The following is a 25,945-nucleotide window of genomic DNA, read 5'->3' as shown; positions in this document are numbered from 1 at the left end:
CTTTCGTGAAAAAGAGCGAAAGTATGATAAAATCATCTGTTCTTATAAGAGTCCTGAAATATCTTGTCCAACAAAAGGGCTATCATTTATAAAAGTTGTAAACTGGTGTAAGCTATACTCATCCTGCAGCTTTTTCACTTTCTGAAATGCCAAATCACCAGAGCATACATAATCTACCGCAATTTCTTCCTCCTCTATACATTCTTTTATAAGATTGCACAGTTCTTTGTCATCATCAATTAAAAGGACTTTATTCTTCATAATACACTTACTCCCTTTCATATTTTTAAAACTTTTTATCAGATAATAACACCCACCAAAAGAAAAAACAATAGGTTCGCCCCATTGCTTATGCAGATTATAGCAACAGTTCAGCCAATCAACAACTTGTTTCTTTCCGTTTGACTCTTTGTTGCTCCTGTTAATTTAATATCCCATAGTAGAGCTAAAATTAATAGGATAGCATCTCTCCCTCACAGCATCATCGGAGTTTTCTTCCACGGTATAGACAATCCCTCCTTCACACCGTTCCACAATCCCCACATGATTCGACTCACCATCTCCTTCCCAATCAAAAAAATACGGGTTCCGGCAGTTAAAGGTATACCATGACCAAAACTTCTGCTCGTTTTTGTCTCCCTGTTGGGCCTTTGCAATGGTCACAATCTGCTCTATCGTAAATGAAGCAAAAAAATTCTCAAAATTTTTTATTTCAATTTCTATATCTAACAACAAAACAAGCGTTTTTATCGCAGCAAACTCCTGTACGTTTACACCTAACTTTTTTGATTTTTGTGAGAAAATATTTTCAAATTCAGTAGCCATATCCTCTTGTATTCTTGAATATGTATATATATTTATTGCTTCCATATTCCCTCATCCTCTGTATACCATTCAAGTTTATTTACAAATCAATCTTTCTTCCCCTCTATCAAATCATAGCTCAGATCCAAAAAATCCAATATCATTGCTTCACTCACTGTTCCATCAAACAGCATTGTAATCCAGTATTTTTTATTCATATGATACCCCGGAAGGAAACCATAGGTCTGTGTCAGAAGTCCAACCATATCCGGTTCACACTTCACATTGATAACATCTACCACACCCTCTTCTTCTAATCCCAATCTAGATTTTTCTACCTGCATCAATACTGCATACCACTTTCCATTTTTATGCCGAACCACTGCACTCTCCGGTGATGTTGTCCAGAGATATTCCGGCACTGTTCCATATTGCTTCTTCACATATTCAAAAATTTCTTCCCATTTCAAACACTCCACTCCCCAGTTCTTCTATTTTACCAACGATTGTACTTTTCATATTATTAACAGGCAGGACATCTGCCCTGCCCTTCCTTATATTATAGCATTCTTCCTCTGCCTCTACAATCCAATCTACGACTCGTTTTTCACATGTTTTAATAAACCACCCGTCCATACCCCATAATGGAATCTGAACTGATTGCATAACTTCTCTCTTTTACCGCATCCCCGGAGTTTCCTTCTACTGTATAGACGGTTGTTCCGTCACAACGTTCCACGATTCCCACATGGTCGCACGTTCCACCGTGGTCCCAGTCAAAAAAGATGATCGCCCCGGGGCTTGGCATACTCCCTGCTCCCTGTCATCTTCCCTGGTTCTGAAACCAGTTCTTGCCATCTGTACAAAGAGAAAACTTGGGTACTGCGCCGCTTTGGAGCAATCCTGCCTGGTCGACACACCAGAACACAAAGCAGGCACACCATTCCTCCCGGCTGTCAATTCATACCACGACCAGAACTTCTGGCCGCCTTCGTTCCCCAACTGGCTTTTCGCAATGGTCACAAGCTGCCCATTTCCAAAAAGTCCGGCAAACAATCCCCCGCCGGAATAATACCGAAGCACATGGGGTGCATACTCCGGATCGCCATAACTCGACCGGCCATGGGCGGCTGCCTGTTCCTGGGAAAACTGCTGCGCATTGGTTTCACTATAGCTTCCATGATTCCGGATTGCCCATGAGACATACCCATTCCCGTAATTATAGCCCTGCAAACTAAGTTTTAGCTTGTCCATATCCTGTGGGCTTTCACATCCGGCTTCCCGGACGCAATTCGCATAATACTGTATGCCCACCTTGATGGAATAATCCGCATCCTGGATCGCACCGGGCGTAAATTCACTGGCATACCGCTGGATCGCCGAGGTATGGGCCAGGACTTCCGCATTGAGTGGCTCACTGCTTTGGGAACTCCCGATAAATGCAGCGCCGCCAATGATCCCCACAATGAGGAGCAAGATCTCCTTCAGTGGGATAGTCCAGACCGCCCAGCATATTCAGAAGCGTTGTTTTGCCGCTGCCGGAAGAACCTGTGACTGCCGCAAACTCTCCTTCCGGAATAGAGAGAGAAACACCATCCAGCGCATGTACCAGGCCGGAGGGTGTATGATAATACCTTTTCAATGATTTTGTCTGTAAGATCTCCATATGATTTCCTGCCTTTCTTGAAAGAATGATTGATACTCACAAGTATACTTATTTGCCAAATAACTTGCTGCTTTACTTTAAAAAATAAGAAGCGTCGGCAAACCATTCGGTTCACAGGTATATATTTTAGCAGGAACTTCTTACAATCTGCTTACAAATTTTTCTCTTTTACACTGGAAGAAAAATAGAAATGGAAAGACCTTTTTCTCTTCTTTGGGCTTTTACAAAGCCGCCGTGCAGCAGCACGATTTCTCTGACAAGATACAGGCCAAGGCCGAAACCTGGCTGTCTGCCGACGTTTGCGCCCCGGTAAAAACGCTGAAAGATTTTGGCTTCTTCATTTTCTTGAATGCCAATGCCTGCATCTGAGATTTTGATCTGGGCGTACATCTCATTTTTCTGTATCTGAATGATAATGACAGTATGCTCCGGCGAATATTTTACGCTGTTATCCAACAGATTATAAACTGCTTCCCCCAGCCAGTTTGGATCATGATACGCCAGAATTTCTTCCTCCGCTTCCAGTTTGATATCAATCTTTTTTTCCTCTGCGGTTTTTCGCACCATACCGGCGGCGGAGACTGCTGTTGCATTGAGACTTTCCAGATTTTTCCGAATCTGAATCAAATGGTTTTGAAGACGCGCCATCTTAATAAAGCTTTCTGTCAGAAAACGGAGCTTCTCTTCTGAAGCCTGCAAGGCCAGAATGCAGCTTTCTATTGCCAGGCTGCCGCCCGGCTGAGCTGCAGGAACCCTTTCCAGGCTGCCGCCTGACTGAGCTGTTGGAACCCCTTCCAGGCTGCCGCCCGGCTGAGCTGCAGAAGTCGGCGAAAGCTGATATACAAGGAGCTCCGTGTAGCTTTCCATATTTGCAAGAGGCGTCCGCATCTGATGCGCAATCTCTGCAATCAGCTCTCTTGTTTGATCCCGTTCCCGTCTCATGCGGGCTTCCCGGCCCCGGATTGTTTCAGAAAGACGGACAATCTGATGTTTGATTTTCGCAGGAAGGTATGGATGTCCATGCAGCCTGCCAAAAGGCGGGTAAAACAAGATGGCCGTTTCCATTGAAACATAATCATTCTCCCAATGTGTATCCCATGCCGAATACATTTTTAATGACAATGTCTTCTTCCTCATCCCTGGCTGTCAGAAAAATTACAGGAATTTTGCCTGTGTTTTGGCTGCCCCGGCAGATTTCCAATCCTTCCCCGTCCGGAAGACCGATATCCACCAACAGCAAATCCAGTCCTCCATCCAGCAGACCCTGGGCTTCCTGCAGAGAATAGGCTTGCTTTACTTCATATCCTGCCGCAGACAGCATTTGACACAGCGCTTCATTCAGCAGCCGGTCATCCTCCAGTACCAATATCTTCTCCATCGTACTACTCCGTAAGAGGCACGTCTTCCAGAAGATTCTCTCCATCGGCCGCTGAAGTGGCAAGAGCGTCGCACCGTTCATTCATCACATGCCCGTCATGGCCCTTAACCCAGATAAAGGTTACTTGGTGGGGAGCCATTGCTTTCAGCAAGGCTTTCCAGAGATCGATATTTTTCACTGGTTTCCCGTCTGATTTCTTCCAGCCCTTTTTCAGCCAGCCGGACACCCAGTTCTGGTTGAACGCGTCCACCACATATTTGGAATCGGAATACAGTTCCACCTGACAGGGGCGATTCAGCTCCTGCAGGCTGCGGATCACTGCCATCAGTTCCATACGGTTGTTGGTGGTTTTTCGGTAACCGGCAGAAATTTCTTTTTTATAGATTTTCCCTTCCCGATCCATATAGACCAGAACTGCGCCGTAGCCTCCCGGCCCGTCGGGATTGCCCCGGGCTGCTCCGTCTGTGTATATTTTTACGTCCATGTTTTCATTCCTTATTTTTGTCCAGTATTCCCTTCTATTTTTGTCTGGGTGTAAGTAGAGCCGTTGAATATGCCCTGTCTCTTACATTTCTTAATGTTATTTTTTATAATATAGTAAACCTTAGCGTCTCCGGACAGGGAAATCCCATTTACGGCCATGTTGGAAATCTTATTTTTCCCAATGGAAGAAATCGTTCCGCTCATTGCCACGATTCCATGCTGCTTGCAGCCTGTAATGCTATTTTCCTGGATTCCCTTTGTGCGGCTCTTCCCGGAACCAATGCTGCCTGCAATTAATACAATCCCGCTCTTATTGATGGACTTTAACGTATTTCCTGACACATTGGTAACTTTTGCTTTGTTTACACAGATTCCATTTTCACCTGTATTGCTTATGGTATTATTGAAAATATTTTTCAGGGAACAGTCTGCCTTTCCATGAATATCAATAATGGAAATGCCATGCTTTTTCGCTTTGTTGATAGTATTTCCGGTAATGCTGGTTACTTTGCCATCGTCCACACTGATTCCATTCCACTTTACATTGGTAATCTTATTTCCGGAAACCTTCTTCACGCTTCCGCCGCCGATGGAAATTCCATGTTTTGCAATATTTTTCAGAGTATTGCCGGAAATCACTACATTCTTGCCAGAATCCACCATGATTCCATTCTTTTTCATTCCTTCTGCTTTATTGTTCTCAATGGTTACTCCGTCTGCAACCATTACATGCATTGCAAACTGATAAGGCCCTTTGATGGTATTGTTTTTTACCGTCAGGTTATTAATGCCGATACAGGTAATTGCAATCTTCGCCGCCTTATTTTGGTTGGAGCAGGTAATGGTATTGTTGGTAATGGTAATATCTTCATTCCGGTATTTTCCGTTCTTCGTATGACGGTGCTGGCCTACGCCGCAGGGTATGTTATCAAATTTGTTGTTTGTAATTACCACATTTTTACAGGAAGTCCCGTCAATCACGGAGCCTCTGGCCCAGGGTTCATTACCGGTTTTCCATGCGGTTTCAATCTGGATGGCTTCCCTTGCATATGTATAATTATTCTCTTTGCCTTTTCTGTAACGAAACCCGCTAAAAGTGCATCCGCTGACTTCGCCGTTTTTTACCCCTACCAGTTCTAAAATATGGCAGTCATAGGTATTTTTAATGGTACAATCCTTGATGGTAATATTCTCTGCATGGTCAAAGCGGACCACGTCGGTTCCCTTGGTAGCCTTGGCCGTATTGCCGCCGTCTATTGTTCCGCCTTCTATCGTAATGTTTTTTGACATATTATATTTGCCCACAACATCCCGTTTGCTGTTCTGATCCACATTAAACAGGACTTCCCTGTTCACCCAGCTGTCCATCCGGTAAAGGGTTGCATTCTTATCCAGGATTAAGTGGGTATTGGAATACACCCGAAGGGTCTTGTCAATGTTATATGTCCCTGCCGGGAAATAAATGGTAATCTCCTTCTTAGAGCCGATGGCTTTGTTCAGCACACTCTGAATTCCTTTAGAATCAGAAACCTTGTCTTTGGGATTGACCTTTTCTTCTGCATCCGTGATTACATTATAATCGTAATTGGGCGCAGACGCCGCCTGAACCCGGCCTGTGTTCAGCAGCACTCCGCTTACCAAAACGGCTGCCCATAATCCAAATCTTCTTTTGATAATTTTCTTTTGATCTTTTTTCATTTTACACCTCCGTATGATGTTTTATTATACCCAATCATACAGCAACATTCAACGAAAAGTTTCATCTGCCGTAATGACCTGATTCTCCCCCTCCACAACAAGAATCTTCTCCCTTACAGAAGCATTCCGGGGAAGGGAGCGATATTCCTCAATCAGCCCGTACTCCTTCCACATATGCATGGGCACAATATATCCCGCCTGCACATGATCTATAAAATAGTCAATCCCCAGATATTTATCCCCTTCCTGTCTTGGGTCTAACGCTACGAAAGCCAGATCTATTTTCCGGCCGGAGAGCAGATTAATCTGCTCTTTATAAGTCCTTTCCTGATATTCATTGGATTCCTCTGGCTCTCCTTCCCATCTCCACCAGTTCAAATCCCCTGCGTGATAGATGACTTTGCCGGAAACGGCCACCAGAAACGCCACGCCGCTGTCGGTGGAAAGCAAAGTTTCCACCGTGACACCATCTATTTCATGCTGTTCCCCAGGCTTCACATAAGTAATGCGCTCCTTCACTCCTTCATCCACTCCCAACCGTTTCCATGCGGAATTTCCCAGCTTTTTCTTGATATCTTTTGAAAAAACGTAATGGATTTTCGGATAGTTCCTGCTCCATTCCAGCACTTCCGGATCAAAGTGATCCTGGTGGCTGTGGCTGGAAAATACATAGAGAGGCGTTTCTTTTGGCAATTCTGGCATCTTCCCGCAATACCTGCAATAGGGGAGCCGGTCTCCCCGGAAATAGTCAAAAACAAGCGCCTTCCCGCCGGTTTCCACGCAAAAGGCACTGTGATGGATATAAGTAATTTTCATTGTTTCCTCCGTTTTTCTCCTGGCAATTTGTAAGCTGTATTTTATTATACTGAATATTTTGGAAAATGTATAGCCAAAAAACAGATAAATCTCCAAAAGGGCATTGTTTCCTCCCACAGTCGGAACATACCAAAGATTTATGAATTAGAAGCTGTGAAATGCGTTTAAGCAGAACAATTAAGATCTGGTTCTAAAAATTTACCCCCGGCTTTGAGCCGGGGGCGTCAAATATACTCGAGAGCATAATCATTTGGCTTACAGGATATCCATTAGTCTTCTTTCATGGAATCAATAATCGCGTCTGCGAGAGCATCCAGTTCCAGATTCTTATCTGCTCCCATGGAAGAAGCAATGCTTAACCTATCATTTAAAACCGTCATGTTTTTCATTTCCTCATCAATAAACTTCTGCATCAGATCTCCTGATTTGCAGGCCCAGGAACCATTTTCTATCAAGGCAAAGGTACGGTTCTGCATGTTCAGCGCTTTCATATCCATCAGAAAGTTATGCATCACCGGATAAATTCCCAGATTATACGTCACGGAGGCCAGCACAATATGGCTATACTTAAATGCTTCTGAAATCAGATAAGAAACATGGGTATTCGATACGTCATAAACTGCCACATTGGTGCATCCCTTTTCGCAAAGCCTTGCCGCCAGCGCCTGAGCTGCTGATTCCGTGTTGCCATACATCGAAGCGTAGGCAATTAAAACGCCTGTTTCCTCCGGCTCATACCGGCTCCATTTATCGTATTTATCTACAAAATAGCCCAGGTTTTCACGCCATACGGGGCCATGCAGCGGGCAGATAAATTTGATCTGGTCTAAAATGCCAGACGCTTTCTTTAACAAAAGCTGGATATGTGGACCGTACTTGCCAACAATATTCGTCAGATAGCGGCGGGCTTCGTCAATCCAGTCACGGTCAAAATCCACTTCATCGGCAAAAAGCTTGCCGTCAAGGGCAATAAAAGAACCAAATGCATCTGCGGCAAACAGTACGCCGTTTGTGGTATCAAATGTCACCATAGCTTCCGGCCAGTGCACCATGGGAGCCGCTACAAAGGTTACGGTATGCTCGCCAAAGCAATGGGTATCTCCTTCCGCCACCGTAATGCATTCATGAAGATCCGGATGGAATCCGAACTGACGCATCAGCATAAAGGCTTTTTCACTGGAAATTACTTTTACATCCGGATAACGAAGCAAGATCTGCTCTACGGACGCCGCATGGTCTGGCTCCATATGGTTAATCACAAGCCAGTCTAAAGGACGGTCTCCCAACAGATAATCCAGGTTTTCCACAAGCTGGCGGTAAGCCGACCAGTCCACCGTATCAAACAAAACAGTTTCTTTATCCAAAAGCAGATATGCATTATAGCTTACACCCTGGGGAATCGGATGAATATTTTCAAACAAATGAAGCCTGTGATCATTGGCGCCCACCCAGTATAAATCCTCGGTTACTTTACGTACACAATACATATGCGTTCCTCCCTTCTTTTACGCTTCAATAAACTGCTCTTTGCCTTCCGCACATTCCGGGCATACCCAGTCTTCCGGCAATTTTTCAAACAAGGTTCCGGGGGCAATTTCCGCATCTTCATCGCCAATTTCCGGAATATACTCATATCCGCATCCGCCGCATACATAGCGCTTACCGATGGGTTCCGGCTTTGGAACAGGCGGCCGCTTCATCTTCACCATAGGAGGCGCAGGCTGTTTTTCTTCGGTGCCAAGGGCCTCTGTCAGAAGCGGAAGAATCTCTGCCACATCTCCCACAATCCCATAATCGCAGTTTTTGAAAATCGGAGCGTTGCCGTTCTTATTAATAGCCACAATTGCAGATGCATCTTTGATTCCCTTTAAATGCTGGATTGCTCCGGAAATGCCGCAGGCAATGTAAAGATTGCCTTTGAATTTCTGTCCGGACATTCCCACATAACGGTTCAGTGGGACATATTTTAATGTCTCTGCAACCGGACGGGAAGAACCGATAGCCGCTCCTGCCGCTTTCGCCAGATCTTCAATCAGCTTCATATTATCTTTGCTTCCAATTCCTTTGCCTGCGGAAACTACGCGCTCCGCCTGGGCAATGGGCGTATCCATTGGAATGCCTACTGTAAAATCATGTCCATCTTTTCTCAATGCTTCCGCCAGCGCTTCTACCCGCTCTTTCGCGCCGCCTTCTTTAAAAATCTTCCCTTTGCGCACGCCTGTAATGGGCGCCGGCTTCTTTGCCGCTGAACGGCTTCCTCCGCCGCCGGAACTTTTTTTCATTCTTCCAATAATATGGGAAGCAATGACAACTCTCTGGATTTCATTTGTTCCTTCATAAATCGTCGTAATCTTCGCATCGCGGTACATCCGCTCCACGTCCATGCCTTTTAAGAATCCTGTGCCGCCGAAAATCTGTACTGCGTCATTGGTCACTTCCAAGGCAATATCGGATGCATACATCTTTGCCATTGCCGCTTCCATAGAATAGGAACTATGGGCTTCTTTCAATTCTGCTGCAGAATAAACGAGGAATCTGGCACAGCGAAGCTTTGTGGCCATATCAGCCAATTTAAAGGATATACCCTGCTGCGCAGCAATGGGCTTTCCGAACTGAATGCGTTCCTTTGCGTAGTCAAGGGCCTGCTCATACGCTCCCTGAGCGATGCCAAGAGCCTGAGCGGCAATGCCGATGCGTCCGCCATCCAAGGTAGACATTGCAATTTTAAATCCTTCCCCTTCTTTGCCCAGAAGGTTTTCCTTCGGAACCTTCACATCATTAAAAATCAGTTCCGCCGTGGTGGAGGACCTTATGCCCAACTTGTCGTAATGATCGCCGAATTCAAAGCCTTCCCATCCTTTTTCCACGATAAAAGCGGAAATCCCGCGGGTTCCGATATCTGGCGTCGTTACCGCAAATACAACGTATGTATCTGCTTTCGGTGCATTGGTAATAAATATCTTGCCGCCGTTTAACAGGTAATAATCTCCTTTGTCAATGGCTGTCGTCTCTGTGCCTCCGGCGTCTGAGCCGGCATTGGGTTCCGTCAAGCCAAAGGCTGCTATTTTCTCGCCCTTTGCCAAAGGAGTCAGATATTTCTTCTTCTGCTCTTCATTGCCATATGCAAAAATAGGGAAAGAGCCAAGGGAAACATGGGCAGAGAGTATTACGCCTGATCCGCCGTCTATCCGGGCAAGCTCCTCTACCGCAATGGCATAGCTTAAAATATCAAGTCCCGCTCCGCCGTACTCTTTCGGATAGGGAATTCCCATAAGCCCCATCTCACCAAGCTTTTTCACCGCTTCATCCGGAAATTGGTTCTCCTGATCCAGCGAAAATGCAATGGGTTTGATTTCCTCTTCGGCAAAGGAGCGAATCTTTGCCCGTAACTGCTCATGCTCTGCTGTTGTTTGGAATAACATAACATTACCTCCTTTTCTATGTTCCAACATTTTACCAATAAATGAATTATCCTTTGTTATAATTTAATAAATTTAATATAGCAAACACACAAAATTTTGTCAATTATCCCGTGCAAAACTTTATAAATTTTCTTGTTTTTTAGAAAAGCATCCAATCTAAAGCAATAAAAACAAAGGCAACAGCAGCAACCGGAGTGTCTTTCTCTGGTCTGGAAGAAACATCCAGCAAGGCATCGTTATCCAAACACAGCGCCATAATCTCAAAAATCAGAGACGCCGGCCCTTTCCTCCTGCATCTCTGATTTCTCTATCCCTGCACACTGCTTCACGAAAACACGTTTTTTATATAATAATACACACCAGCCCTCCATTGCTGTCATTGACAATTTTCTGCATGGTATCCTGCAGCTTCACCTGGCTTTCATCATCCATCATGGTAATTTTGCTGCGGATTCCGTCTTCCACCAGCTCCCCAATGGATTTTCCAAAAATATTGGTCTGCCAGATCCCCTCCTCCTGCTCCCGGGAGGTCTTGATATACCCTATCAAATCCTGAGCCTGCTCTTCGCTTCCAATGATCGGCGCTATCTCAGTTTCCACATTCGCCTTAATCATGTGAATCGAGGGAGATTGCGCTTTGATTTTCACGCCGAATTTATTGCCGTGGCGAATGAGCACCGGCTCTTCAATTTCAATATCGGTAAGCTGGGGAGTCACTACGCCGTATCCCTTCTGTTTCACCGCTTCCATGGCGCTGCCTACTTTATCGTATTCTTTCTTCATGGCAGACAGTTCCCGAATCATGGAAATCAGCTGATACTCTCCGGAAATGGGCACGCCTGTCAGCTCACTCATGTTTTCATAATAATATTTCTGGTCAATATCAAACATAATCTGAACGCAGCCCCGGGAAAGTTCCACCTTATCCAGCTTCATCCGCCGGATATATTCTCCTTCCGGCACAAGCTCCGTGTTGCGCACATCCTTGGCATAAGTAAATTTCTTCAGAATCTGCATAGCGTTGCCGATAATATTTTCTTTGATTTTGTGGGTATTTTCCAGCATTTCCACCCATTTCGGCAGGAAAAAATCCACCCGCTCAATGGGAAACTCATAAAGAATCCCCTCCAGAATGCGGAAAATATCATCCTTTCTGAGCTGTTCGCAATTTACCGGCAATGTGGATACTCCGTATTTTTCGGAAAGCTCCTCTGCCAGCTTCTGGCTCTCTGCCCCGTAAGGCTTCTGGGTATTCAGCAGCAAAATAAAGGGCTTACCCAACTTCTTCAGCCCTGCGATGGTCTTTTCTTCTGCAGGGATATAGCTTTCCCTGGGAAGCTCTGTAATGGAACCGTCTGTGGTAATCACAATTCCAATATTGGAATGCTCCCGAATCACCTTCTGGGTACCGATTTCCGCTGCCTGGGTAAATGGGATTTCATAATCAAACCAGGGGGTTTTTACCATCCGCTCCGCCCCTTCTTCCATATGCCCGGTAGCCCCGTCCACCATAAATCCCACACAGTCAATGAGCCTGACGCTGACCTCCAAATCCTCGCTCAATTTAATTTTTGCAGCCTCCTTGGGCACAAATTTCGGTTCCGTTGTCATAATGGTCTTGCCCTGGGCTGACTGAGGCAGTTCATCCGTTGCCCTCTCCCTGCTGTGTACATCTTCCATTTCCGGCAGCACCATCACATCCATAAACCGTTTGATAAAGGTGGATTTGCCGGTCCGCACAGGCCCTACCACCCCGATATAAATATCTCCGTTCGTCCTGGCACTGATATCTTTGTAAATATTATATGTACCTGTATTGATATTTTCCATACAAAAACCTCCTGTTCTACTGTTATCAGTATATGCAGGAGATTTGCAGGGAATGCCAGATATTTGTACCAGGCGTTCACATATGTTCTTCCAAAGGGGATATATTCAAATTTTCAAGCATTACTCACACAATAACTGATATTTTACAGGATAATAATCAATCACTATATAAAAATCCCTCTGATCAATCATATCCCATTCCTTCTGCGGAAATTGAATCTCCCCTGTCGCAATCGGAAACAATATATCCCGGCTTTCCCCGGCCTTCATCTCAAGGCGCAGCCCTTCCAAATCTTGATTGATCCCCATAAAAAATTCATGATCCCACTGATTCCCCCATGCCTTCGACTCAAATGTAATATTGGTCAAATCTAAAAACGTGTCGTCATCTTTTTGTTTTTCGATTGTAACCGTGGCAATTCCTACACGCTCCTTTTCACTGGGATAACTTTTTCCATTTTCTATAAGCCACACATACCCAGGCATCAGTTCATGATATATTTCTCCATTGTGCCATTCCCATTTCTTTAAAGTAAAACGGTAATTCCCCAATTCAAGAGTTTCCCCCTTTGTATAAGTTTTCACTTTTGGACTGGGATAATGAGTGTTTACGGAATAATAACGTGCTCCGACCAATATAAGCAAAATCAGAACTATCATCGTATTTATTTTCTTCATCTTATCTGACGCCTCCCTCTAACTTGAGAAAACTCCATTCTCGACCAGGAAAATCTGATCTGATAAAGCTTCCAATTCATCTTTATCATGGCATGAAAGAATAATCAGTGTTCCGGCTTCTTTTCTTTTTATCAGAATCTCCCGCAAGAGCCGTTCCCCCTCACTGTCCAATGCGTTGAAAGGTTCGTCCAATACCAGAAGTTTTGGACTTTCCATAATCGCACAGGCAATTCCAAGACGCTGCTTCATTCCAAGGGAGTATTTCCTGTACTTCCTTTTATCCAGCGGTTCCAGTCCGACACAATGCAAAGCCTCCTCAATTTCATCTTTTCCAATAATCCCCTTTACAGAGGCCAGAAGCTTTAAATTGTCAAAACCGGTAAGATTCGGCAGGAAAGCAGGATTTTCAATCATCATACCCGCACTTTCCGGAAAAGACATATCTTTCCCTAAGACTTTGCCATCTATCGTAATACTTCCTTTCGTTGGCAGAACGAAACCGCAGACAGCCCTCATAAACATTGTCTTTCCAGAACCGTTTTTTCCCTGCAGCCCATAAATGTATCCATCTTCCATTTCCAGGTTTATGCCATCCAGAACACGAACCCCTTTTATTTCTTTTGTCAAATCTTTGACTGTTATTTTCATTTTTCCACCTCTAAAATATCTTTTTTCTTTACAATCAGCCGCCCTGTAAAAATGGCGGCCCCACTCACTCCTGCGCATAGCAGCATCCCCATGTATGATGAAAGTCCATCTGTGATGATGGGACGGTTTCTCAATATCATCGCAAAATTTCCCAGTAAAAAGGGAGATTTCCAGTAAACCGAAGTAATTAAATATGACATAGTAAAAAAATAAGCGGCAACTGGTTTAATAAGAATTCCAAGCACCATCTGAACCAGTCCCAAAGCAATTGAAAAAAGAACCGGGAGACATACCCATATCATGATAAATTCCTCTGGGTTCACAAGTCCTGCATCAATACCAAGCACATTTTTCAAGCCGTCTGTATTTTTAAAGGCATTTCCTCTGAACCGGGACATCACAAGCATAATACAATTAAAACTCACATAATAGAAAAAAATATTCCATACACACCAGCATACTTTTCCAAGCCACCAGCGTTCTCTCTTTTCTGAGAGAAGCATGATCTGCTGACCACAGCCAGATAAATCACTTACAGGATAAGAGCATATAAGAAAAAAAAGATATCCATGAAAAATCAGCCACGGAACCGGAAGCTGGAAGATACTGGTCTCTGTCCGGATATACTCTGGCAATCCCTGCATCAAATATGTGTAATATCCCAAATATCCGGCGTCTATACCGGCCATATTGCAGGTTTGAACAGATAAGTCCGCCAAAAATACAAATACCCCAAAACAAACCGCCCATTTATAACGATTATTCCACATCCCGCATACAAAATCGTATTTTAATAAGCTGTTCCATCGTTTACTTTTCCTGAATATTTGCTTTTCCATAATAATTTTTCCTCCTGATGGCTGCCATTCCGCCTGCAAACATTAATAAAATTGGTATTCCCCCTGAAAACGCCATTCTTAAAAAATGTGTTTCCGCCCAATTTGCATAAGCGACAGAATATTTTCCATAAAAAAACAGAGGATGGCTCCTTCCATAATCAAACAAGGCTGTTCCCAGGCAAAAAATCCAGGCAGGTATCGGACTCACTATTATAATTCGGGTGACAGCCGCCACCATGCCAGTAAAAAAGTAATTCAAAAAGTTTAAAGATGAAAAACAGAATATCACTTTCCAGAAGCTTATCGTTCTGGCGCACACCTGTCCATTCATAAAAAACCAGTACAGACTCCTTTTTTCATTCCAGTTCATGAATGCATAATCATTTAAAGCAGCAGAAAATGAGACTGCCATTACAGTAACCGCCGTTAATAATACAGAAACAACTGCTGTGCGAATAAACATTTCATACCAGACGCTCCTTCTGTGTATTTTCCGTATCAAATACTGTTCTGACTCTAATTCCTTTCCAATCTTCATAAAAATGCACAGAGCAAGCGGAAGAACAAAGGTATACTTTGCCGGCAGCATATCCATCCATATAAAAAAATCCGCCTTACACGGCATTAGGCCATATTCGTAAACATAATGATAATTCATGCGGTACAGATAAAAGAAAGAAGCTGCCGACTGTATTACAAACCATAAAAACCACTGCCTTCTATCACCGAAAGCCTGACACCGCATAGTTCGGAAAATGGGAACGGCATTAAAGAATTTCTTTCTTTGTACTGACATACAGAAAAATTCCTCCTCCCAATACCAGAAGCAATAATTCTCCCGCTACTATGCGCCATGTAGAAAAAACCGGCTGGCTTGGCCGCAAAAAACCAAACGGGCTTAACTGTACGGCTCCTGTCATCTGGCTCACTGAAAATATAAATAAATAGCATAAAAACGGCATAAGTATGACCAGAAAGCGATTTTCTGTCAAATGAGCTGCAAGCAATGCGATTGTGGTAAGCAATCCGAAAAATACAGCATCCAGAATCAGATATAAAAACAGATAGCAATATGGGTGGGTATAGAATAAATCAGCCATCAGCATTTTAGGCGCTCCGCCAAAAATTCCAGTTCCGCTTTGCGGAATTACCGCCGGCAAAACCATGCCTGTCAAAACAAAATCCAACGCCAGAGGCACTGCAGATACTGTGGCCCCTGTAATAAAAGTCATAATATATTTAGATCTCAGATAATCTTTTTTCTTACTTCGTATCAGCACTTGTTTGACATATCCTGTCTTTATATCAGAAAAATAACTTCCGGCATATGGCAGGGCGCACAAAATCGGAACCAATAAATAATACAATACTGGCTGTAAAGAACTGTTATCTCCTCCCAGCCACTTTGCAAAAGAAGAAAGAGGATACTGTGCCGTATACACATAATCCTTCAGCGGATACACATTTTCCCAAAAATGCCAGATACAAATCAGCAATCCAACTCCAATCGAAGCAATATATATTTTATTATGAAATGCCCGAAAGAACTCTGCCCGCATCAATTTTCCCATACCTTATTCCTCCAGAGCCACAAACTTATTATCAATATCGTCATACTCCGACGTATCTCCTATCATGTAGTACAATTTTCCCTGAACGTCAGCATCCTGCAAAAGATAACCAACCTCGCTTTCCACACTTTCACCAGGCTTCAGTACATAATGCTGAACACTGGATTCGTCTCCCCCATTCCAGAACTGATCAATGTATACAGTATCTGCACTAAGTTGAAAAATCTGAAAATCTTCAGCGATACCTGTTATCACTCCCTGATTTCTGTATATTTCTTTTTCTTTCTCTGATGTATTTGTAAAACATATCTTTAAAAAAACATATGTTTCATTTCCTTTCAGATTACCTTCCGAATCTATTCCTTCAAAGGAGAGGTCATTCAGATTATTTCGGATTCTGCCGCCAAATTTTTTCGTTTTCTCCACATTTAAAACCTTATAGGAAATATCTTCATAGACAATTTCCGAACCAAACGGCAATAAATTATCTGACATTGCATATTCATCATCCACATATTCCACATCTGGGGAACCAATATCCTGCGGTTTTCCATCTGTATTACCTTCGTCTGAAACCTGATTTTCCTGGATAATTCCATTTGATTTCTGCGGTTCGGACTGTTTCGCAGAACAGGCAGACATAGATAAAGTTATCATTATGATGACACAAAATATAGCGTATTTATTGTTATGATTCATGGACAGCTTCCTTTCTAAATATTATGGAACCACAGAAACGCACTGTTTTCCTTTTTATACCCATGAGCGAAATGATTTGCCAACAAGTTTTCACTATTTCAAGAAAACAGGCAAATTATTTGGCAAATAAGTATGCTCTTGAGTATAACCAGGGGTTGTCGCAAAACAGGAAATTCATGCAGTATAATGATACCAGAATCAATCAGCAGCCCGTATCCTGCAGAAAAACTTTATTTTGCAACACCCCTTAGTTCATTTAATCAGGCATATCTTACAAAACTTATGTAATTTTTAAAGACCTGCTTTATTGTCCGGACTCCATTTACCTGATGCTGAAAATGAATATCCATAATTCGGGTTTCCCGCAATCCTGGCATATCCGTAATTCCATTCTTTTACCCAGCTTGTCATATAATGAGCGTCCCCGGCTTTACTAAAGCTGTAACTATTGCCCTTTGAACAATCAACCCTATCGCTAGATGATGCCGAGGTGCATCCAATAGCATGCGCTGTATAAGATGTGTTTGGAGTAATACTCTCACACTTCATATATAATTTACTGGTGTCAGTTTTTGGACGCGCTGCAGTATATTTCTGTGAATTATTAAAGTTAAATGTAAAATTTGTATCCTGCCAGTTATTTGCATTGGCCTGTACTGTTCCGCTTATTCCAATGATTGTCACTGATAACAAAGCAACCCCTGCAATTTTTTTAATTTTGTTTCTTAACATAGTATTATCCTCCTGTTCCTGTTGTTCCCAATGTACAAATTATGATTTTTCACACTGAAATATCTCTGTAGTTTGTAATTTTTCCTGCTGCAAATCTCTTGCAATAAACGAAAAAGAATATTATACTAAGTATATCCTCATAAAACCTACCGCCATTAAACGGCACTTCTCATCGCTTGGTTTTATGAGGACTTTTTTTGCACATCCATAGAATCCCCCCTTCTCTGTTGCTATTAATTTACAAAATATGTAATTAAGCTGATGTTAACCTTGCAATTATATACTACATAAATCATTCCTCTTTGTCAATAACTATTTAGATAAATAAGGTATTGACTTCTTTATCTATTTGCGCTATATTCTATATGACACACATATTCTCTTAGAAAGTACAGGTTTTGCTGTGGCTAATCGTGATAATTTTAAAAAGGGTTCTGTAGAAATGTTACTTTTGCATCTTCTGCAAATTGAAGATTTATATGGCTATCAGTTATCGCAGTTGATTCATCAGCACTCCAACGGTATATTAAAAATTCCAGAAGGTTCCATGTATCCAACCCTTTACCGTCTTTTAGATAAAGGGTATATTACTGATTATAAAAAACAGGTTGGCAAACGCCTCACCCGCGTTTATTATCATCTTGAACCCCAGGGACAAGAATATTTATCTGAACTCTTAGACGATTATACGAAAGTAACTGAAGGAATCCAGCTTTTACTTTCTTATCGTGGAGATGACGGAGGAACACAGAAATGAATGATATAACAAAATATAAAAAGATGGTCCGTTCTATGTTTCCTATCTACGGACCATATGAAAAACGCTTTTACTCTGATCTGAAACAGAACATCTCAGAATTTGCTGACAATAAAGAAAATATAGAATTTACTGTTTTAGAAAAAGAATTCGGTTCACCCACTGCTATTATTCAGGACTATCTTAACAACGTAGATCCGGACTACCTGATAAAACATTTATCCCGCACAAAATACATCCGTATTTCCTGTTGTTTTATTATTTTTGGCATTATTGCTATGTTAGCTGTTTGGAGTATGACCAATTATCTCTCTTATAAAGCTTTTCAGGAGAATCTGCCTGCCATAGAGAAAACTACGATTGAATATCTTAATTAAAAATGAATGACCGGGGGATTTAGATTATGAACAAGTTATTATGCTTACTTTTAAGCCTTTCTATCTTTTTTGGTTTTACAACTACTACATATGCTACAGAATATACCGTACATGATTTTATCGAATATCTTGAAGATGGAAGTTATTTCACTGTTACAGTTACAACCAATCATACTTCCGGATCAGCTGCTCCTTTTTCAGCTACACGCTCTGGAAGTAAAACTACTACATACCATTCAAGTTCCGGCAGTAAACTATGGTCTGTTACCGTAACCGGGACTTTTACATACGGAACCGGCTCCCAGGCTGCATGTATCAAATCAACGGTTTCATCAAACACTTATTCCACTTTTTGGAAAATAACTAACTCGTCAGCCTCTAAAATCGGAAACAGTGCAAGCGCTGCCGCAACCGGAACGCAATACCGTAATTCAGCCCCTATTGATTCTATTACAAAAACTGTAACCTTGACTTGCAGTGTTAATGGTACTCTATCTTAGATCTAACATCTGCTTGTGCAGCATCAGAATTTTTCAAACACGCTCTAAGCTGCACAAGCAATTTTCAGGATAAATTGTCACCGCATAATTTTCAAAGCCCCGGGCAAACACTCATATTTCACCCGCACCAAATCCCCCAGATCCTCCCCGTCCGCATGGGCCGGCAAAGGCTCCTTCAGACAAAGAGTGCAAAAGGCGCACTCCTCCAATTCAATTCCCCGAAATTCCAGATGCTTTCCCTTAACCAGCATAAGCAGCAGGAAAAGCGCCCGAAGCCTTTTGACTCCATGAATGTAACAGACAGATAATTTGCCATCCTGATCCGAGGCCTTAGGCGCCATCGGCAATCCGCCGCCCTCGCAGCGATGATTCATAACCGCTGCACAAATCACCCCGCCAATTCTCTTTTTTTCCTTATCTTCAAACTGGATGCTGCCTAATACCTTTGGCATCTCAGCCAAAGTCAGCACCGTCTGGACAAAATAAGACATTTTTCCCAGATGCAGTTTATTTAAAAACGCCTTCATGCCTGCCGCATTGACCCGCCTGCAGACCTCCGCGTCCATTCCTATTCCGGAACTGATATTAAAATACGCACTCTTTTCCAATTTCGATCCCCAGGACACCCTGCCCAGATCCATGAGATACAGCTCTTTGGACTCTAAAATCACCTTCAGCGCCGCCAGCGGATCTTTGGGAAGTCCCAGTCCCCTCCCCAAATCGTTGCCGGAACCAATCGGTATATATCCAAACCGTACCTTTTCAAAATCCCGGATACCGTTGATAGCTTCATTAGCCGTACCATCTCCGCCAACGACAACAAGGGAAATCACCTGTTCCCGATGTTTCCCTGTTAGTTTCTCTGCCAGCTCCCCTGCATGGCCCTGATATTTTGTCAGGTATGCCCGGTAGTCTGTCTTTTGTCTTTTTAATTCCGCTTCCAGCCGGTTCCAGATTTTCCTTCCTTTCCCGGTTCTGGAAGCAACGTTCACGATAAAATAATAGGTCATAGTCATCCTTTCGGCGCTCTTCCGTATAAGTCCACCTGCTTGCAGATACGCCGAATCAGCTTTGCATCGATTGCCCCCGGCTTCATGCGCCACATCCAGTTGCAGCCTAAGGTAGACGGGGTATTCATTCTTCCTTCACTTCCAATTCCCAGCAAATCCTGCATCGTCACCACAGCCGTATCGCTGATGCTGGACCAGACGCCACGCATTACGCCCCAGTTATATCCTTCTTCTTTGCTGAGATTCAGATAATCTTTCGCATAAGTAACGCAGGCTCTTGGAGCCGTTTTCATCCATCCCAGAATCGTATCATTGTCATGTGTGCCTGCATAAACCACGGAATTCTTAGTATCATAATTGTGGGGCAGATAATCCCCGTCTTCCCTGCTGTCAAAGGCAAACTGAAGCAATTTCATTCCCGGATATCCGGAAGCAGCCAAAAGTTCATAAACCGACTCTGTCAAAAAGCCCAGATCCTCTGCAATAATGTCCAGATCTCCCAACTCCTGTTCAATGGCACGGAATAATTCAATGCCGGGACCCTTCCGCCATTCTCCGTTTTTCGCTGTTTTATCGCCATAGGGAATGGCGTAATAGGAATCAAATCCCCGAAAATGATCAATCCTTATCACATCAAACAGCCTGGACATCTTATCCATCCGCTGAATCCACCAGCGGTAACCGTCCTTCTTCATCACATCCCAGCGAAACAGGGGATTGCCCCACAGCTGCCCGTCTGCCGAAAATGCATCCGGCGGACATCCTGCCACATCTATAGGCTCCAGCTTCTCATTCAGATAGAACTGGGAAGGATTGGCCCACACGTCCGCACTGTCCATAGACACATAGATGGGCACATCCCCAATCATCCGGATTCCCTTTTCATTTGCATAGGCCTTCAGTGCATTCCACTGCCGGTAGAAAAGATACTGGAGCATTTTCCAGAAATCAATCTCATCTGCAAGCTCCTCCCTTGCCTTCGCCATGGCGTCCTCTCTGCGCAGCTTTAAGTCTGTTTCCCACTGGCTCCAGGAAACGCCGTCATGGGCGTCCTTCAACGCCATAAACAAAGCGTAATCCTCAAGCCAGTCTGCCTGCTCTTTGCAAAATTCTTCATAATCCTCCGGAATATTCTTCCGGAACCGTTCAAAAGCTTTATGTAACAACAGATAACGGTTCTCATAGAGAATGCCGTAATCCACTTTGGAAATATCCTTCCCCCACTCATAAGACTGACACTCTTTTCTTGTTAAAAGCTTCTCCTTACAGAGAATATCAAGATCAATAAAATAAGGATTTCCTGCAAAACTGGAAAAAGACTGATAGGGGGAATCCCCGTAACTGGTAGGACAAATAGGCAGCACCTGCCAGTAACTCTGTTTTGCCTTCACAAGAAAATCTACAAATTTTACCGCTTCCTTCCCCAGGGTTCCAATTCCATAGGGAGATGGAAGGGAAGAAATATGCATTAAAACTCCACTGCTGCGCATAATTAGGTACCTCCTGCGACACGCCTGCTGTAAGGGCGCATCTTATCTATTTTTTATTCACTGCCCTTTGACGTTGCCTTTCGAAACTTCCAGCCGGAAGCGCAGATACTTCTTCGCTTCCGGCTGTCTTCTTCAGTTTTCCGCCAAAGATGCATTTATTTTCTTTACACTTTCTCCCTGCACCAGATGAAAAGGAATAACCTCATGCACCGGCGCAATGTTCCAGTCAATATTCTGCAATAATATTTCCACGCTTCTCGCTGCCAGAATACTGTACTGCTGCTGTATGGTAGTTAACTTCGGATTATAATATTCCGCCATGGTAATTCCATCAAAGCCCATGACGGAAATGTCCTCCGGCACCCGCCTGCCGCCATCAATAATGGCGCGGATTGCCCCAATTGCAATCACATCGCTCATGGCAAAAACCGCTGTTATGCCCTCTGCTTTTTTCAGCAGGCGTTTCATCGCCTCATAAGCGCTTTCATAAGAAAACCGCGCTTTCTCATAATACTGTTCTTCGTCAAAGGAAATCTGATGCTTCTGAAAACTTTTCACGCATCCCAAATATCTCTGTTTACTGGTATGGGACAATGCAAAATCACCGCCCAGTATTCCAATCTTTTCATGCCCCTGCCTAATCAAATAGTCAATGGCAGATTCCGCTGCCGCCTCATCATCGGTAGCCACACTGGATAAATTATCAAATCCAAGCAAAGCCCCCTGGTTTGTTACCAGAACACACGGTATTTTCACCGCCTCAAAGGCTTTTTCAAAAAATTTTGGATTGCCTCCCAAAAACAGCATGCCAAGGGGCTTGTGTTCCCGGCAGACAGTTAAAGCTTCCTCTACTTCATTGTCATCTTCATCAATATAATTGATGCTCACCGTATATCTGGTGGCTTCTACCTTTTTCTGAATGGCCTCCACAATACTGGCAAAAAGCATATTGGAAGTGCCTTTCACCAGTACTGCAATGGTCTTGCTGCTGTTCTGCTTTAAATGTTTGGCATTGTTATTGGGCACAAAATGACGCGCTGCCACGATCTCCGTAATCCTCTTCTTTGCTTCCGGACTCACATCCCTGCGGTTATTTAATACCCGGGACACGGTACTGACCGAATATCCGGATTCTTTTGCAATATCTTTAATGGTCAACATATCATTTTCCACCTTATCTTAAGTCTAGCCTTTTACTGCGCCTGCCACAACGCCCTCAATAATATGCTTCTGGCACGCCATGTAAAATACGATAATCGGGATAATTGCCAATACCAGCATTGCCATCATAGCTCCCATATCCACAGAACCATAACCGCCCTTCAGATACTGAATCGCAATCGGAATAGTCTTCCAGCGCTTAATATCCAATACCAGATAGGGAAGCAGATAGTCATTCCAGATCCACATTGCCTGGAGAATTGCCACGGTAATGCAGGTAGGTTTCAGAATCGGAAATACAATCTGGAAGAAGGTCTGAATCGGCGTACATCCGTCAATCATGGCCGCTTCCTCAATTTCCAGCGGAATGCTCCGGACAAATCCGCAGAACATGAACACCGCAAGGCCGGCTCCAAATCCCAAATATACTAATATAATACCAACTGGACTGGATAAATGCAACATATTTGCTAATTTTGATAACGTAAACATTACCATCTGGAACGGCACAATCATGGAAAACAGACATAAATAGTACATTCCGGATGAAAATTTGGATTTTACCCTGGAAATATACCAGGCGCACATGGAGGTGCATAAAATAATTGCCGCTACGGACAAAACCGTAATAAACAATGAATTTTTAAATGCGTCAAAGAAATGAATTTTCTCCATGCCATTTACATAATTATCCCATTTTACAAACATTTTGTCGGTGGGAATGGTAAAAGGCTTCCGGCTGATATACACCTTCTTCTTAAAAGAGTTAATTAATACCAGAATAATGGGGAATACCCATGCAATAGACAGCAGGCTGAAAAATATTGTATAAATCCATCCGTGTTTTGCTTTTCTTACGCCCATTACTGCTGCACCTCCTTACTTCTTGTCAGATAGTTCTGTCCCACTGCAATCAGAGCAACCAAAATGAAGAATACAACGACCTTCGCCTGACCTACTCCTTCAAATCCTGTTCTGCCGTAGAATGTATTGTAAATATTCAATGCCAGCAATTCCGACATATTGGAAGGTTCTCCATTGGTCAATGCCAGGTTCTGGTCAAAAAGCTTGAATCCATTGGTCAAGGTTAAAAATGTACAGATGGTAATGGAAGGCATTACCATGGGAATTGTTACGTTCTTTAAAATCTGGCTGTTGGTTGCGCCGTCAATTTTTGCCGCCTCAATCAGCTCTCCCGGAATGTTCTGGATGCCGGAAATATAGATAATCATCATATATCCAATCTGCTGCCAGCACATCAGAATCACCAGGCCCCAGAACCCGTATGAGGAACTGTAGGTCAGGGTTTTCTGGAAGTGTGCCAGAATACCGTTTAACAATAACTGCCAGATATATCCCAAAACGATACCGCCGATTAAGTTGGGCATAAAGAATACGGTCCGGAAAATATTTGTGCCTTTAATTCCCTTTGTTAAAAGCATCGCAACGGTAAAGGCCAGCACATTGATCAGCAGCACCGATACAATTGTAAATAATGCAGTGTACCAGAGCGCATGGCCGAATGTTTTGTCCGTAAATATCTTTAAATAATTACTGAAGCCTACAAATTTGGCATCGGTAACTGTCGTAAACTTGCAGAATGATAAATAGATGCCCAAAAGAAAAGGAATTATAAATCCAATTGTAAACGCCACCAGAGTCGGCAGTGCAAAAATAGGAAAATATTTTTTAATTGATTTTTGCATAATTTACCTCCCATGTTATGAAAATGGGGGTGGCGCTTACCACCCCCGTATTTCTTTTTCTCTCTTCTTTCAGCAGCAACGCCTGATTTGCTGACTGAATCTAAAATTCTGTAAACTCTTATTCGCTGACTGCCTGAACCTCTGCTGTCCATCCGTCAACAAATGCGCTTACTACTGCATCCCACTGGCCGGTACCCTGCGCATACTCAAGCAATGCGCTTCCAACGCCGTTCTTCCATTCTTCGGAAGGCATTGTGGTGAAGCACCATGCAACGGTCTGATGACCTGCGTCAATATCTTCCTGAGAAGCTGCCACTAATGGGTTTGCAGGCTGATATTCATCTGTAAAGGTAGTGAAAGGAGTTACGAATCCCATTTCGTCACGGAAAGAGGTACGTCCTTCATCAGAAGTGATCACCCATTCCAGGAATGCCAAGGTTGCATCAATGTCTTCCTGAGAAGCATTCTTATTTACACACCAGTAGTTCTCAGAACCGGTGCAAAGTCCCTGGTTTTCCTCTCCTTCTGCGCCAATGTAAATCGGCATCATACCAAGATCTTCATCTGCTACTTCATTGTCTTTGATATCAGCATAAGCCCATGTTCCGTTCTGATAGAACACTGCTTCGCCCATTGCAAATTCTGCTGCTGCATCTTCGCCGGTAGCACTGGATAACATGGTAGATTCTACGGTAGAGTCTGTGATATACAAATCCCAAACATTCTTGTAATTGTCCAGATAAGTTCCTTTGATTGCATCTGTAGATTCAATGCCGTCTGCCTGATATTCATAGTAAATTGGAAGATTTGCCAAATGTGTTTTGAATCTCCAGTCAGAGGAAGAATCCATACCTGCAGAGGTAAATGCCCCAACGATTCCAAGGTCATCTTTCTTTGCCTGAATATCATCTGCAACCTCTTTTAACTTTGCAAAGCTGTTAATTTCAGAAGCGTCTTTGATCTTCGCCCCGTCTAATGCACAGTAGTCAGACAACAGCTTCTTGTTATAAATCAAACCATAAGTTTCAATTACATATGCAACGCCCTGCACTTCTCCGGAATCAGAAATCAGCGCGAAATCATCGCTCTTTAAATTCTTGTAAACTGCGCTGTCCTTTAAGTCATAGCAGTAATCTTTCCAGGAAGCCAGACCATCGGGGCCGTTTACCTGGAACAGGGTAGGAGCTTCATCCTTTGCCATCTCTGACTTCAGTGTGGACTCATAAGTTCCGGAAGCTGCCGTCTCTACGGTTACAGGAACGCCGGTCTGCTCAGTATAAGTCTCTGCCAGCGCTTTCCACTGATCCGCCTGCTCCGGCTTAAAGTTCAGATAATAAACAGCACCGTCACCGCTGGCTGCTGTCTGGCTGTCATCTCCTGCCTCTTCCTTATCATCGCCGCTGTTTGTGTCTTCAGTCTGCTTGTCATCTGTGCCGGCGTTATTGCCGCCGCCGTTATTTGTGCCACATCCGGCTGCCATTGTTGCTGCCATTGCTGCAACCAGCATCAATGATACTAATTTCTTTTTCATCTTACATCCTCCTATAATTTGAAAATTTCACTTCGAAAACGCCGCCTCGCATTCGGATATCTCCCGATAACATTTCCGGTAACATTTCCGGTAACATTTCCGGTATCTTTCCCGGTAACGTTTTCAATTGATATAGCTAGTATAACCTC

General features: G+C 43.4%; 28 protein-coding genes and 2 pseudogenes. 3 read left to right on the top strand and 27 right to left on the bottom strand.

All coding sequences use genetic code 11. The features are described from left to right. Positions 1 to 42: 42 nt before the first annotated feature. The 21 genes and pseudogenes from E5329_RS29615 to E5329_RS03760 form a co-directional block, all read right to left on the bottom strand. Positions 43 to 261, bottom strand: a complete 219-nt coding sequence (locus tag E5329_RS29615; protein ID WP_168356507.1) for a hypothetical protein — start codon at positions 259 to 261, stop codon at positions 43 to 45. 165 nt (positions 262 to 426) lie between these two features. Further along, on the bottom strand, positions 427 to 870 hold the full coding sequence (locus tag E5329_RS03860) for a CHAP domain-containing protein (RefSeq protein ID WP_135988283.1): 444 nt from the start codon (positions 868 to 870) through the stop codon (positions 427 to 429). Between the two features lie 41 nt (positions 871 to 911). Further along, on the bottom strand, positions 912 to 1,274 hold the full coding sequence (locus E5329_RS03855; protein WP_275442979.1) for an MmcQ/YjbR family DNA-binding protein: 363 nt from the start codon (positions 1,272 to 1,274) through the stop codon (positions 912 to 914). After that, the gene (locus tag E5329_RS03850; protein WP_135988281.1) at positions 1,252 to 1,470 is read right to left on the bottom strand and encodes a hypothetical protein; all 219 of its coding nucleotides are present in this window, start codon (positions 1,468 to 1,470) and stop codon (positions 1,252 to 1,254) included. Before E5329_RS03850 ends, E5329_RS03855 begins: the two co-directional genes overlap by 23 nt. After that, positions 1,421 to 2,283, bottom strand: a pseudogene (locus E5329_RS32085) (CHAP domain-containing protein); the annotation flags it as partial. The gene E5329_RS03850 and the pseudogene E5329_RS32085, both read right to left, overlap by 50 nt. Beyond that, positions 2,279 to 2,470 (bottom strand): annotated as a pseudogene (locus E5329_RS03835) (ATP-binding cassette domain-containing protein); the annotation flags it as partial. The pseudogenes E5329_RS32085 and E5329_RS03835, both read right to left, overlap by 5 nt. Before the next feature lie 168 nt (positions 2,471 to 2,638). Then, positions 2,639 to 3,592, bottom strand: coding sequence for a sensor histidine kinase (locus tag E5329_RS03830; RefSeq protein ID WP_168356506.1), 954 nt, complete (start codon positions 3,590 to 3,592; stop codon positions 2,639 to 2,641). Then, on the bottom strand, positions 3,546 to 3,848 hold the full coding sequence (locus tag E5329_RS03825; protein WP_168356505.1) for a response regulator transcription factor: 303 nt from the start codon (positions 3,846 to 3,848) through the stop codon (positions 3,546 to 3,548). Before E5329_RS03825 ends, E5329_RS03830 begins: the two co-directional genes overlap by 47 nt. Positions 3,849 to 3,852: 4 nt before the next feature. Next, complete coding sequence (rnhA, locus tag E5329_RS03820) at positions 3,853 to 4,332, bottom strand: ribonuclease HI (RefSeq protein WP_135988275.1); 480 nt, start codon at positions 4,330 to 4,332, stop codon at positions 3,853 to 3,855. Between the two features lie 11 nt (positions 4,333 to 4,343). Beyond that, a complete protein-coding gene (locus E5329_RS03815) occupies positions 4,344 to 6,029 on the bottom strand; it encodes a right-handed parallel beta-helix repeat-containing protein (protein ID WP_135988274.1) in 1,686 nt (561 codons plus the stop codon). Between the two features lie 48 nt (positions 6,030 to 6,077). Next, positions 6,078 to 6,845: an MBL fold metallo-hydrolase gene (locus E5329_RS03810; RefSeq protein ID WP_135988273.1), complete on the bottom strand. Its 768-nt coding sequence runs from the start codon at positions 6,843 to 6,845 to the stop codon at positions 6,078 to 6,080. 269 nt (positions 6,846 to 7,114) lie between these two features. Then, complete coding sequence (locus tag E5329_RS03805; RefSeq protein ID WP_135988272.1) at positions 7,115 to 8,332, bottom strand: FprA family A-type flavoprotein; 1,218 nt, start codon at positions 8,330 to 8,332, stop codon at positions 7,115 to 7,117. Between the two features lie 18 nt (positions 8,333 to 8,350). After that, positions 8,351 to 10,267: an acyl-CoA dehydrogenase family protein gene (locus E5329_RS03800; protein WP_135988271.1), complete on the bottom strand. Its 1,917-nt coding sequence runs from the start codon at positions 10,265 to 10,267 to the stop codon at positions 8,351 to 8,353. Positions 10,268 to 10,609: 342 nt separating this feature from the next. Beyond that, a complete protein-coding gene (gene spoIVA, locus E5329_RS03795; RefSeq protein ID WP_135988270.1) occupies positions 10,610 to 12,097 on the bottom strand; it encodes a stage IV sporulation protein A in 1,488 nt (495 codons plus the stop codon). A 120-nt stretch (positions 12,098 to 12,217) separates the two neighbouring features. Next, complete coding sequence (locus E5329_RS03790; protein ID WP_135988269.1) at positions 12,218 to 12,775, bottom strand: hypothetical protein; 558 nt, start codon at positions 12,773 to 12,775, stop codon at positions 12,218 to 12,220. An 18-nt stretch (positions 12,776 to 12,793) separates the two neighbouring features. Then, positions 12,794 to 13,423 (bottom strand): ABC transporter ATP-binding protein, encoded by a 630-nt coding sequence (locus E5329_RS03785; protein WP_135988268.1) that lies wholly within the window; start codon positions 13,421 to 13,423, stop codon positions 12,794 to 12,796. After that, positions 13,420 to 14,262 carry a hypothetical protein gene (locus E5329_RS03780; RefSeq protein ID WP_135988267.1) on the bottom strand — a complete coding sequence of 281 codons (843 nt, stop codon included), beginning with the start codon at positions 14,260 to 14,262 and terminating at the stop codon, positions 13,420 to 13,422. Before E5329_RS03780 ends, E5329_RS03785 begins: the two co-directional genes overlap by 4 nt. After that, positions 14,234 to 15,058 carry a hypothetical protein gene (locus tag E5329_RS03775; protein ID WP_135988266.1) on the bottom strand — a complete coding sequence of 275 codons (825 nt, stop codon included), beginning with the start codon at positions 15,056 to 15,058 and terminating at the stop codon, positions 14,234 to 14,236. Before E5329_RS03775 ends, E5329_RS03780 begins: the two co-directional genes overlap by 29 nt. Further along, the gene (locus E5329_RS03770) at positions 15,030 to 15,833 is read right to left on the bottom strand and encodes a hypothetical protein (RefSeq protein ID WP_135988265.1); all 804 of its coding nucleotides are present in this window, start codon (positions 15,831 to 15,833) and stop codon (positions 15,030 to 15,032) included. Before E5329_RS03770 ends, E5329_RS03775 begins: the two co-directional genes overlap by 29 nt. Positions 15,834 to 15,836: 3 nt before the next feature. After that, entirely contained in the window at positions 15,837 to 16,532 is a 696-nt protein-coding gene (locus tag E5329_RS03765) for a hypothetical protein (protein ID WP_135988264.1), read from the bottom strand. 291 nt (positions 16,533 to 16,823) lie between these two features. Further along, the gene (locus E5329_RS03760) at positions 16,824 to 17,264 is read right to left on the bottom strand and encodes a hypothetical protein (RefSeq protein ID WP_135988263.1); all 441 of its coding nucleotides are present in this window, start codon (positions 17,262 to 17,264) and stop codon (positions 16,824 to 16,826) included. Between the two features lie 403 nt (positions 17,265 to 17,667). Between E5329_RS03760 and E5329_RS03755 the strand changes: the two genes are divergently transcribed. From E5329_RS03755 to E5329_RS03745, 3 genes are read left to right on the top strand one after another with little or no spacing between them, the layout of a single operon-like run. Next, positions 17,668 to 18,021, top strand: coding sequence for a PadR family transcriptional regulator (locus E5329_RS03755; RefSeq protein WP_275442976.1), 354 nt, complete (start codon positions 17,668 to 17,670; stop codon positions 18,019 to 18,021). Beyond that, positions 18,018 to 18,398: a DUF6120 family protein gene (locus E5329_RS03750; RefSeq protein ID WP_135988262.1), complete on the top strand. Its 381-nt coding sequence runs from the start codon at positions 18,018 to 18,020 to the stop codon at positions 18,396 to 18,398. The genes E5329_RS03755 and E5329_RS03750 overlap by 4 nt, the downstream gene beginning before the upstream one ends. A gap of 26 nt (positions 18,399 to 18,424) precedes the next feature. Continuing rightward, entirely contained in the window at positions 18,425 to 18,898 is a 474-nt protein-coding gene (locus E5329_RS03745) for a hypothetical protein (protein WP_135988261.1), read from the top strand. Between the two features lie 77 nt (positions 18,899 to 18,975). Here E5329_RS03745 and E5329_RS03740 read toward each other — a convergent pair whose 3' ends face one another. From E5329_RS03740 to E5329_RS03715, 6 genes are all read right to left on the bottom strand, one after another. After that, positions 18,976 to 19,914 carry a diacylglycerol/lipid kinase family protein gene (locus tag E5329_RS03740; protein ID WP_135988260.1) on the bottom strand — a complete coding sequence of 313 codons (939 nt, stop codon included), beginning with the start codon at positions 19,912 to 19,914 and terminating at the stop codon, positions 18,976 to 18,978. After that, complete coding sequence (malQ, locus tag E5329_RS03735) at positions 19,911 to 21,398, bottom strand: 4-alpha-glucanotransferase (protein WP_135988259.1); 1,488 nt, start codon at positions 21,396 to 21,398, stop codon at positions 19,911 to 19,913. Before malQ ends, E5329_RS03740 begins: the two co-directional genes overlap by 4 nt. Positions 21,399 to 21,530: 132 nt before the next feature. Next, positions 21,531 to 22,559, bottom strand: coding sequence for a LacI family DNA-binding transcriptional regulator (locus E5329_RS03730; RefSeq protein ID WP_135988258.1), 1,029 nt, complete (start codon positions 22,557 to 22,559; stop codon positions 21,531 to 21,533). A gap of 24 nt (positions 22,560 to 22,583) precedes the next feature. Continuing rightward, a complete protein-coding gene (locus E5329_RS03725) occupies positions 22,584 to 23,423 on the bottom strand; it encodes a carbohydrate ABC transporter permease (RefSeq protein WP_135988257.1) in 840 nt (279 codons plus the stop codon). Next, on the bottom strand, positions 23,423 to 24,265 hold the full coding sequence (locus E5329_RS03720) for a carbohydrate ABC transporter permease (RefSeq protein ID WP_135988256.1): 843 nt from the start codon (positions 24,263 to 24,265) through the stop codon (positions 23,423 to 23,425). Before E5329_RS03720 ends, E5329_RS03725 begins: the two co-directional genes overlap by 1 nt. Before the next feature lie 118 nt (positions 24,266 to 24,383). Then, on the bottom strand, positions 24,384 to 25,796 hold the full coding sequence (locus E5329_RS03715; protein WP_135988255.1) for an ABC transporter substrate-binding protein: 1,413 nt from the start codon (positions 25,794 to 25,796) through the stop codon (positions 24,384 to 24,386). Between the last annotated feature and the right edge of the window lie 149 nt (positions 25,797 to 25,945).

The organism is Petralouisia muris (assembly GCF_004793545.1).
Taxonomy (GTDB): Bacteria; Bacillota; Clostridia; order Lachnospirales; family Lachnospiraceae; genus Petralouisia; species Petralouisia muris.
The sequence above is the reverse complement of the archived record's forward strand: the minus strand, read 5'-3'. Positions and strand labels throughout refer to the sequence as shown.

Bases quoted from the DNA above. Each gene is read 5' to 3' on its own strand.
- E5329_RS03850 (WP_135988281.1), bottom strand. From the start codon at position 1,470: ATGCAATCAGTTCAGATTCCATTATGGGGTATGGACGGGTGGTTTATT.
- E5329_RS03785 (WP_135988268.1), bottom strand. From the start codon at position 13,423: ATGAAAATAACAGTCAAAGATTTGACAAAAGAAATAAAAGGGGTTCGT.
- E5329_RS03805 (WP_135988272.1), bottom strand. From the start codon at position 8,332: ATGTATTGTGTACGTAAAGTAACCGAGGATTTATACTGGGTGGGCGCC.
- E5329_RS03730 (WP_135988258.1), bottom strand. From the start codon at position 22,559: ATGTTGACCATTAAAGATATTGCAAAAGAATCCGGATATTCGGTCAGT.
- E5329_RS03770 (WP_135988265.1), bottom strand. From the start codon at position 15,833: ATGGGAAAATTGATGCGGGCAGAGTTCTTTCGGGCATTTCATAATAAA.
- E5329_RS03725 (WP_135988257.1), bottom strand. From the start codon at position 23,423: ATGGGCGTAAGAAAAGCAAAACACGGATGGATTTATACAATATTTTTC.
- E5329_RS03825 (WP_168356505.1), bottom strand. From the start codon at position 3,848: ATGGAGAAGATATTGGTACTGGAGGATGACCGGCTGCTGAATGAAGCG.
- E5329_RS03745 (WP_135988261.1), top strand. From the start codon at position 18,425: ATGAACAAGTTATTATGCTTACTTTTAAGCCTTTCTATCTTTTTTGGT.
- E5329_RS03815 (WP_135988274.1), bottom strand. From the start codon at position 6,029: ATGAAAAAAGATCAAAAGAAAATTATCAAAAGAAGATTTGGATTATGG.
- E5329_RS03750 (WP_135988262.1), top strand. From the start codon at position 18,018: ATGAATGATATAACAAAATATAAAAAGATGGTCCGTTCTATGTTTCCT.
- E5329_RS03740 (WP_135988260.1), bottom strand. From the start codon at position 19,914: ATGACTATGACCTATTATTTTATCGTGAACGTTGCTTCCAGAACCGGG.
- spoIVA (WP_135988270.1), bottom strand. From the start codon at position 12,097: ATGGAAAATATCAATACAGGTACATATAATATTTACAAAGATATCAGT.
- malQ (WP_135988259.1), bottom strand. From the start codon at position 21,398: ATGCGCAGCAGTGGAGTTTTAATGCATATTTCTTCCCTTCCATCTCCC.
- rnhA (WP_135988275.1), bottom strand. From the start codon at position 4,332: ATGGACGTAAAAATATACACAGACGGAGCAGCCCGGGGCAATCCCGAC.
- E5329_RS03775 (WP_135988266.1), bottom strand. From the start codon at position 15,058: ATGTCAGTACAAAGAAAGAAATTCTTTAATGCCGTTCCCATTTTCCGA.
- E5329_RS03800 (WP_135988271.1), bottom strand. From the start codon at position 10,267: ATGTTATTCCAAACAACAGCAGAGCATGAGCAGTTACGGGCAAAGATT.
- E5329_RS03790 (WP_135988269.1), bottom strand. From the start codon at position 12,775: ATGAAGAAAATAAATACGATGATAGTTCTGATTTTGCTTATATTGGTC.
- E5329_RS03780 (WP_135988267.1), bottom strand. From the start codon at position 14,262: ATGGAAAAGCAAATATTCAGGAAAAGTAAACGATGGAACAGCTTATTA.
- E5329_RS03720 (WP_135988256.1), bottom strand. From the start codon at position 24,265: ATGCAAAAATCAATTAAAAAATATTTTCCTATTTTTGCACTGCCGACT.
- E5329_RS03715 (WP_135988255.1), bottom strand. From the start codon at position 25,796: ATGAAAAAGAAATTAGTATCATTGATGCTGGTTGCAGCAATGGCAGCA.
- E5329_RS03765 (WP_135988264.1), bottom strand. From the start codon at position 16,532: ATGAATCATAACAATAAATACGCTATATTTTGTGTCATCATAATGATA.
- E5329_RS03810 (WP_135988273.1), bottom strand. From the start codon at position 6,845: ATGAAAATTACTTATATCCATCACAGTGCCTTTTGCGTGGAAACCGGC.
- E5329_RS03860 (WP_135988283.1), bottom strand. From the start codon at position 870: ATGGAAGCAATAAATATATATACATATTCAAGAATACAAGAGGATATG.
- E5329_RS29615 (WP_168356507.1), bottom strand. From the start codon at position 261: ATGAAGAATAAAGTCCTTTTAATTGATGATGACAAAGAACTGTGCAAT.
- E5329_RS03760 (WP_135988263.1), bottom strand. From the start codon at position 17,264: ATGTTAAGAAACAAAATTAAAAAAATTGCAGGGGTTGCTTTGTTATCA.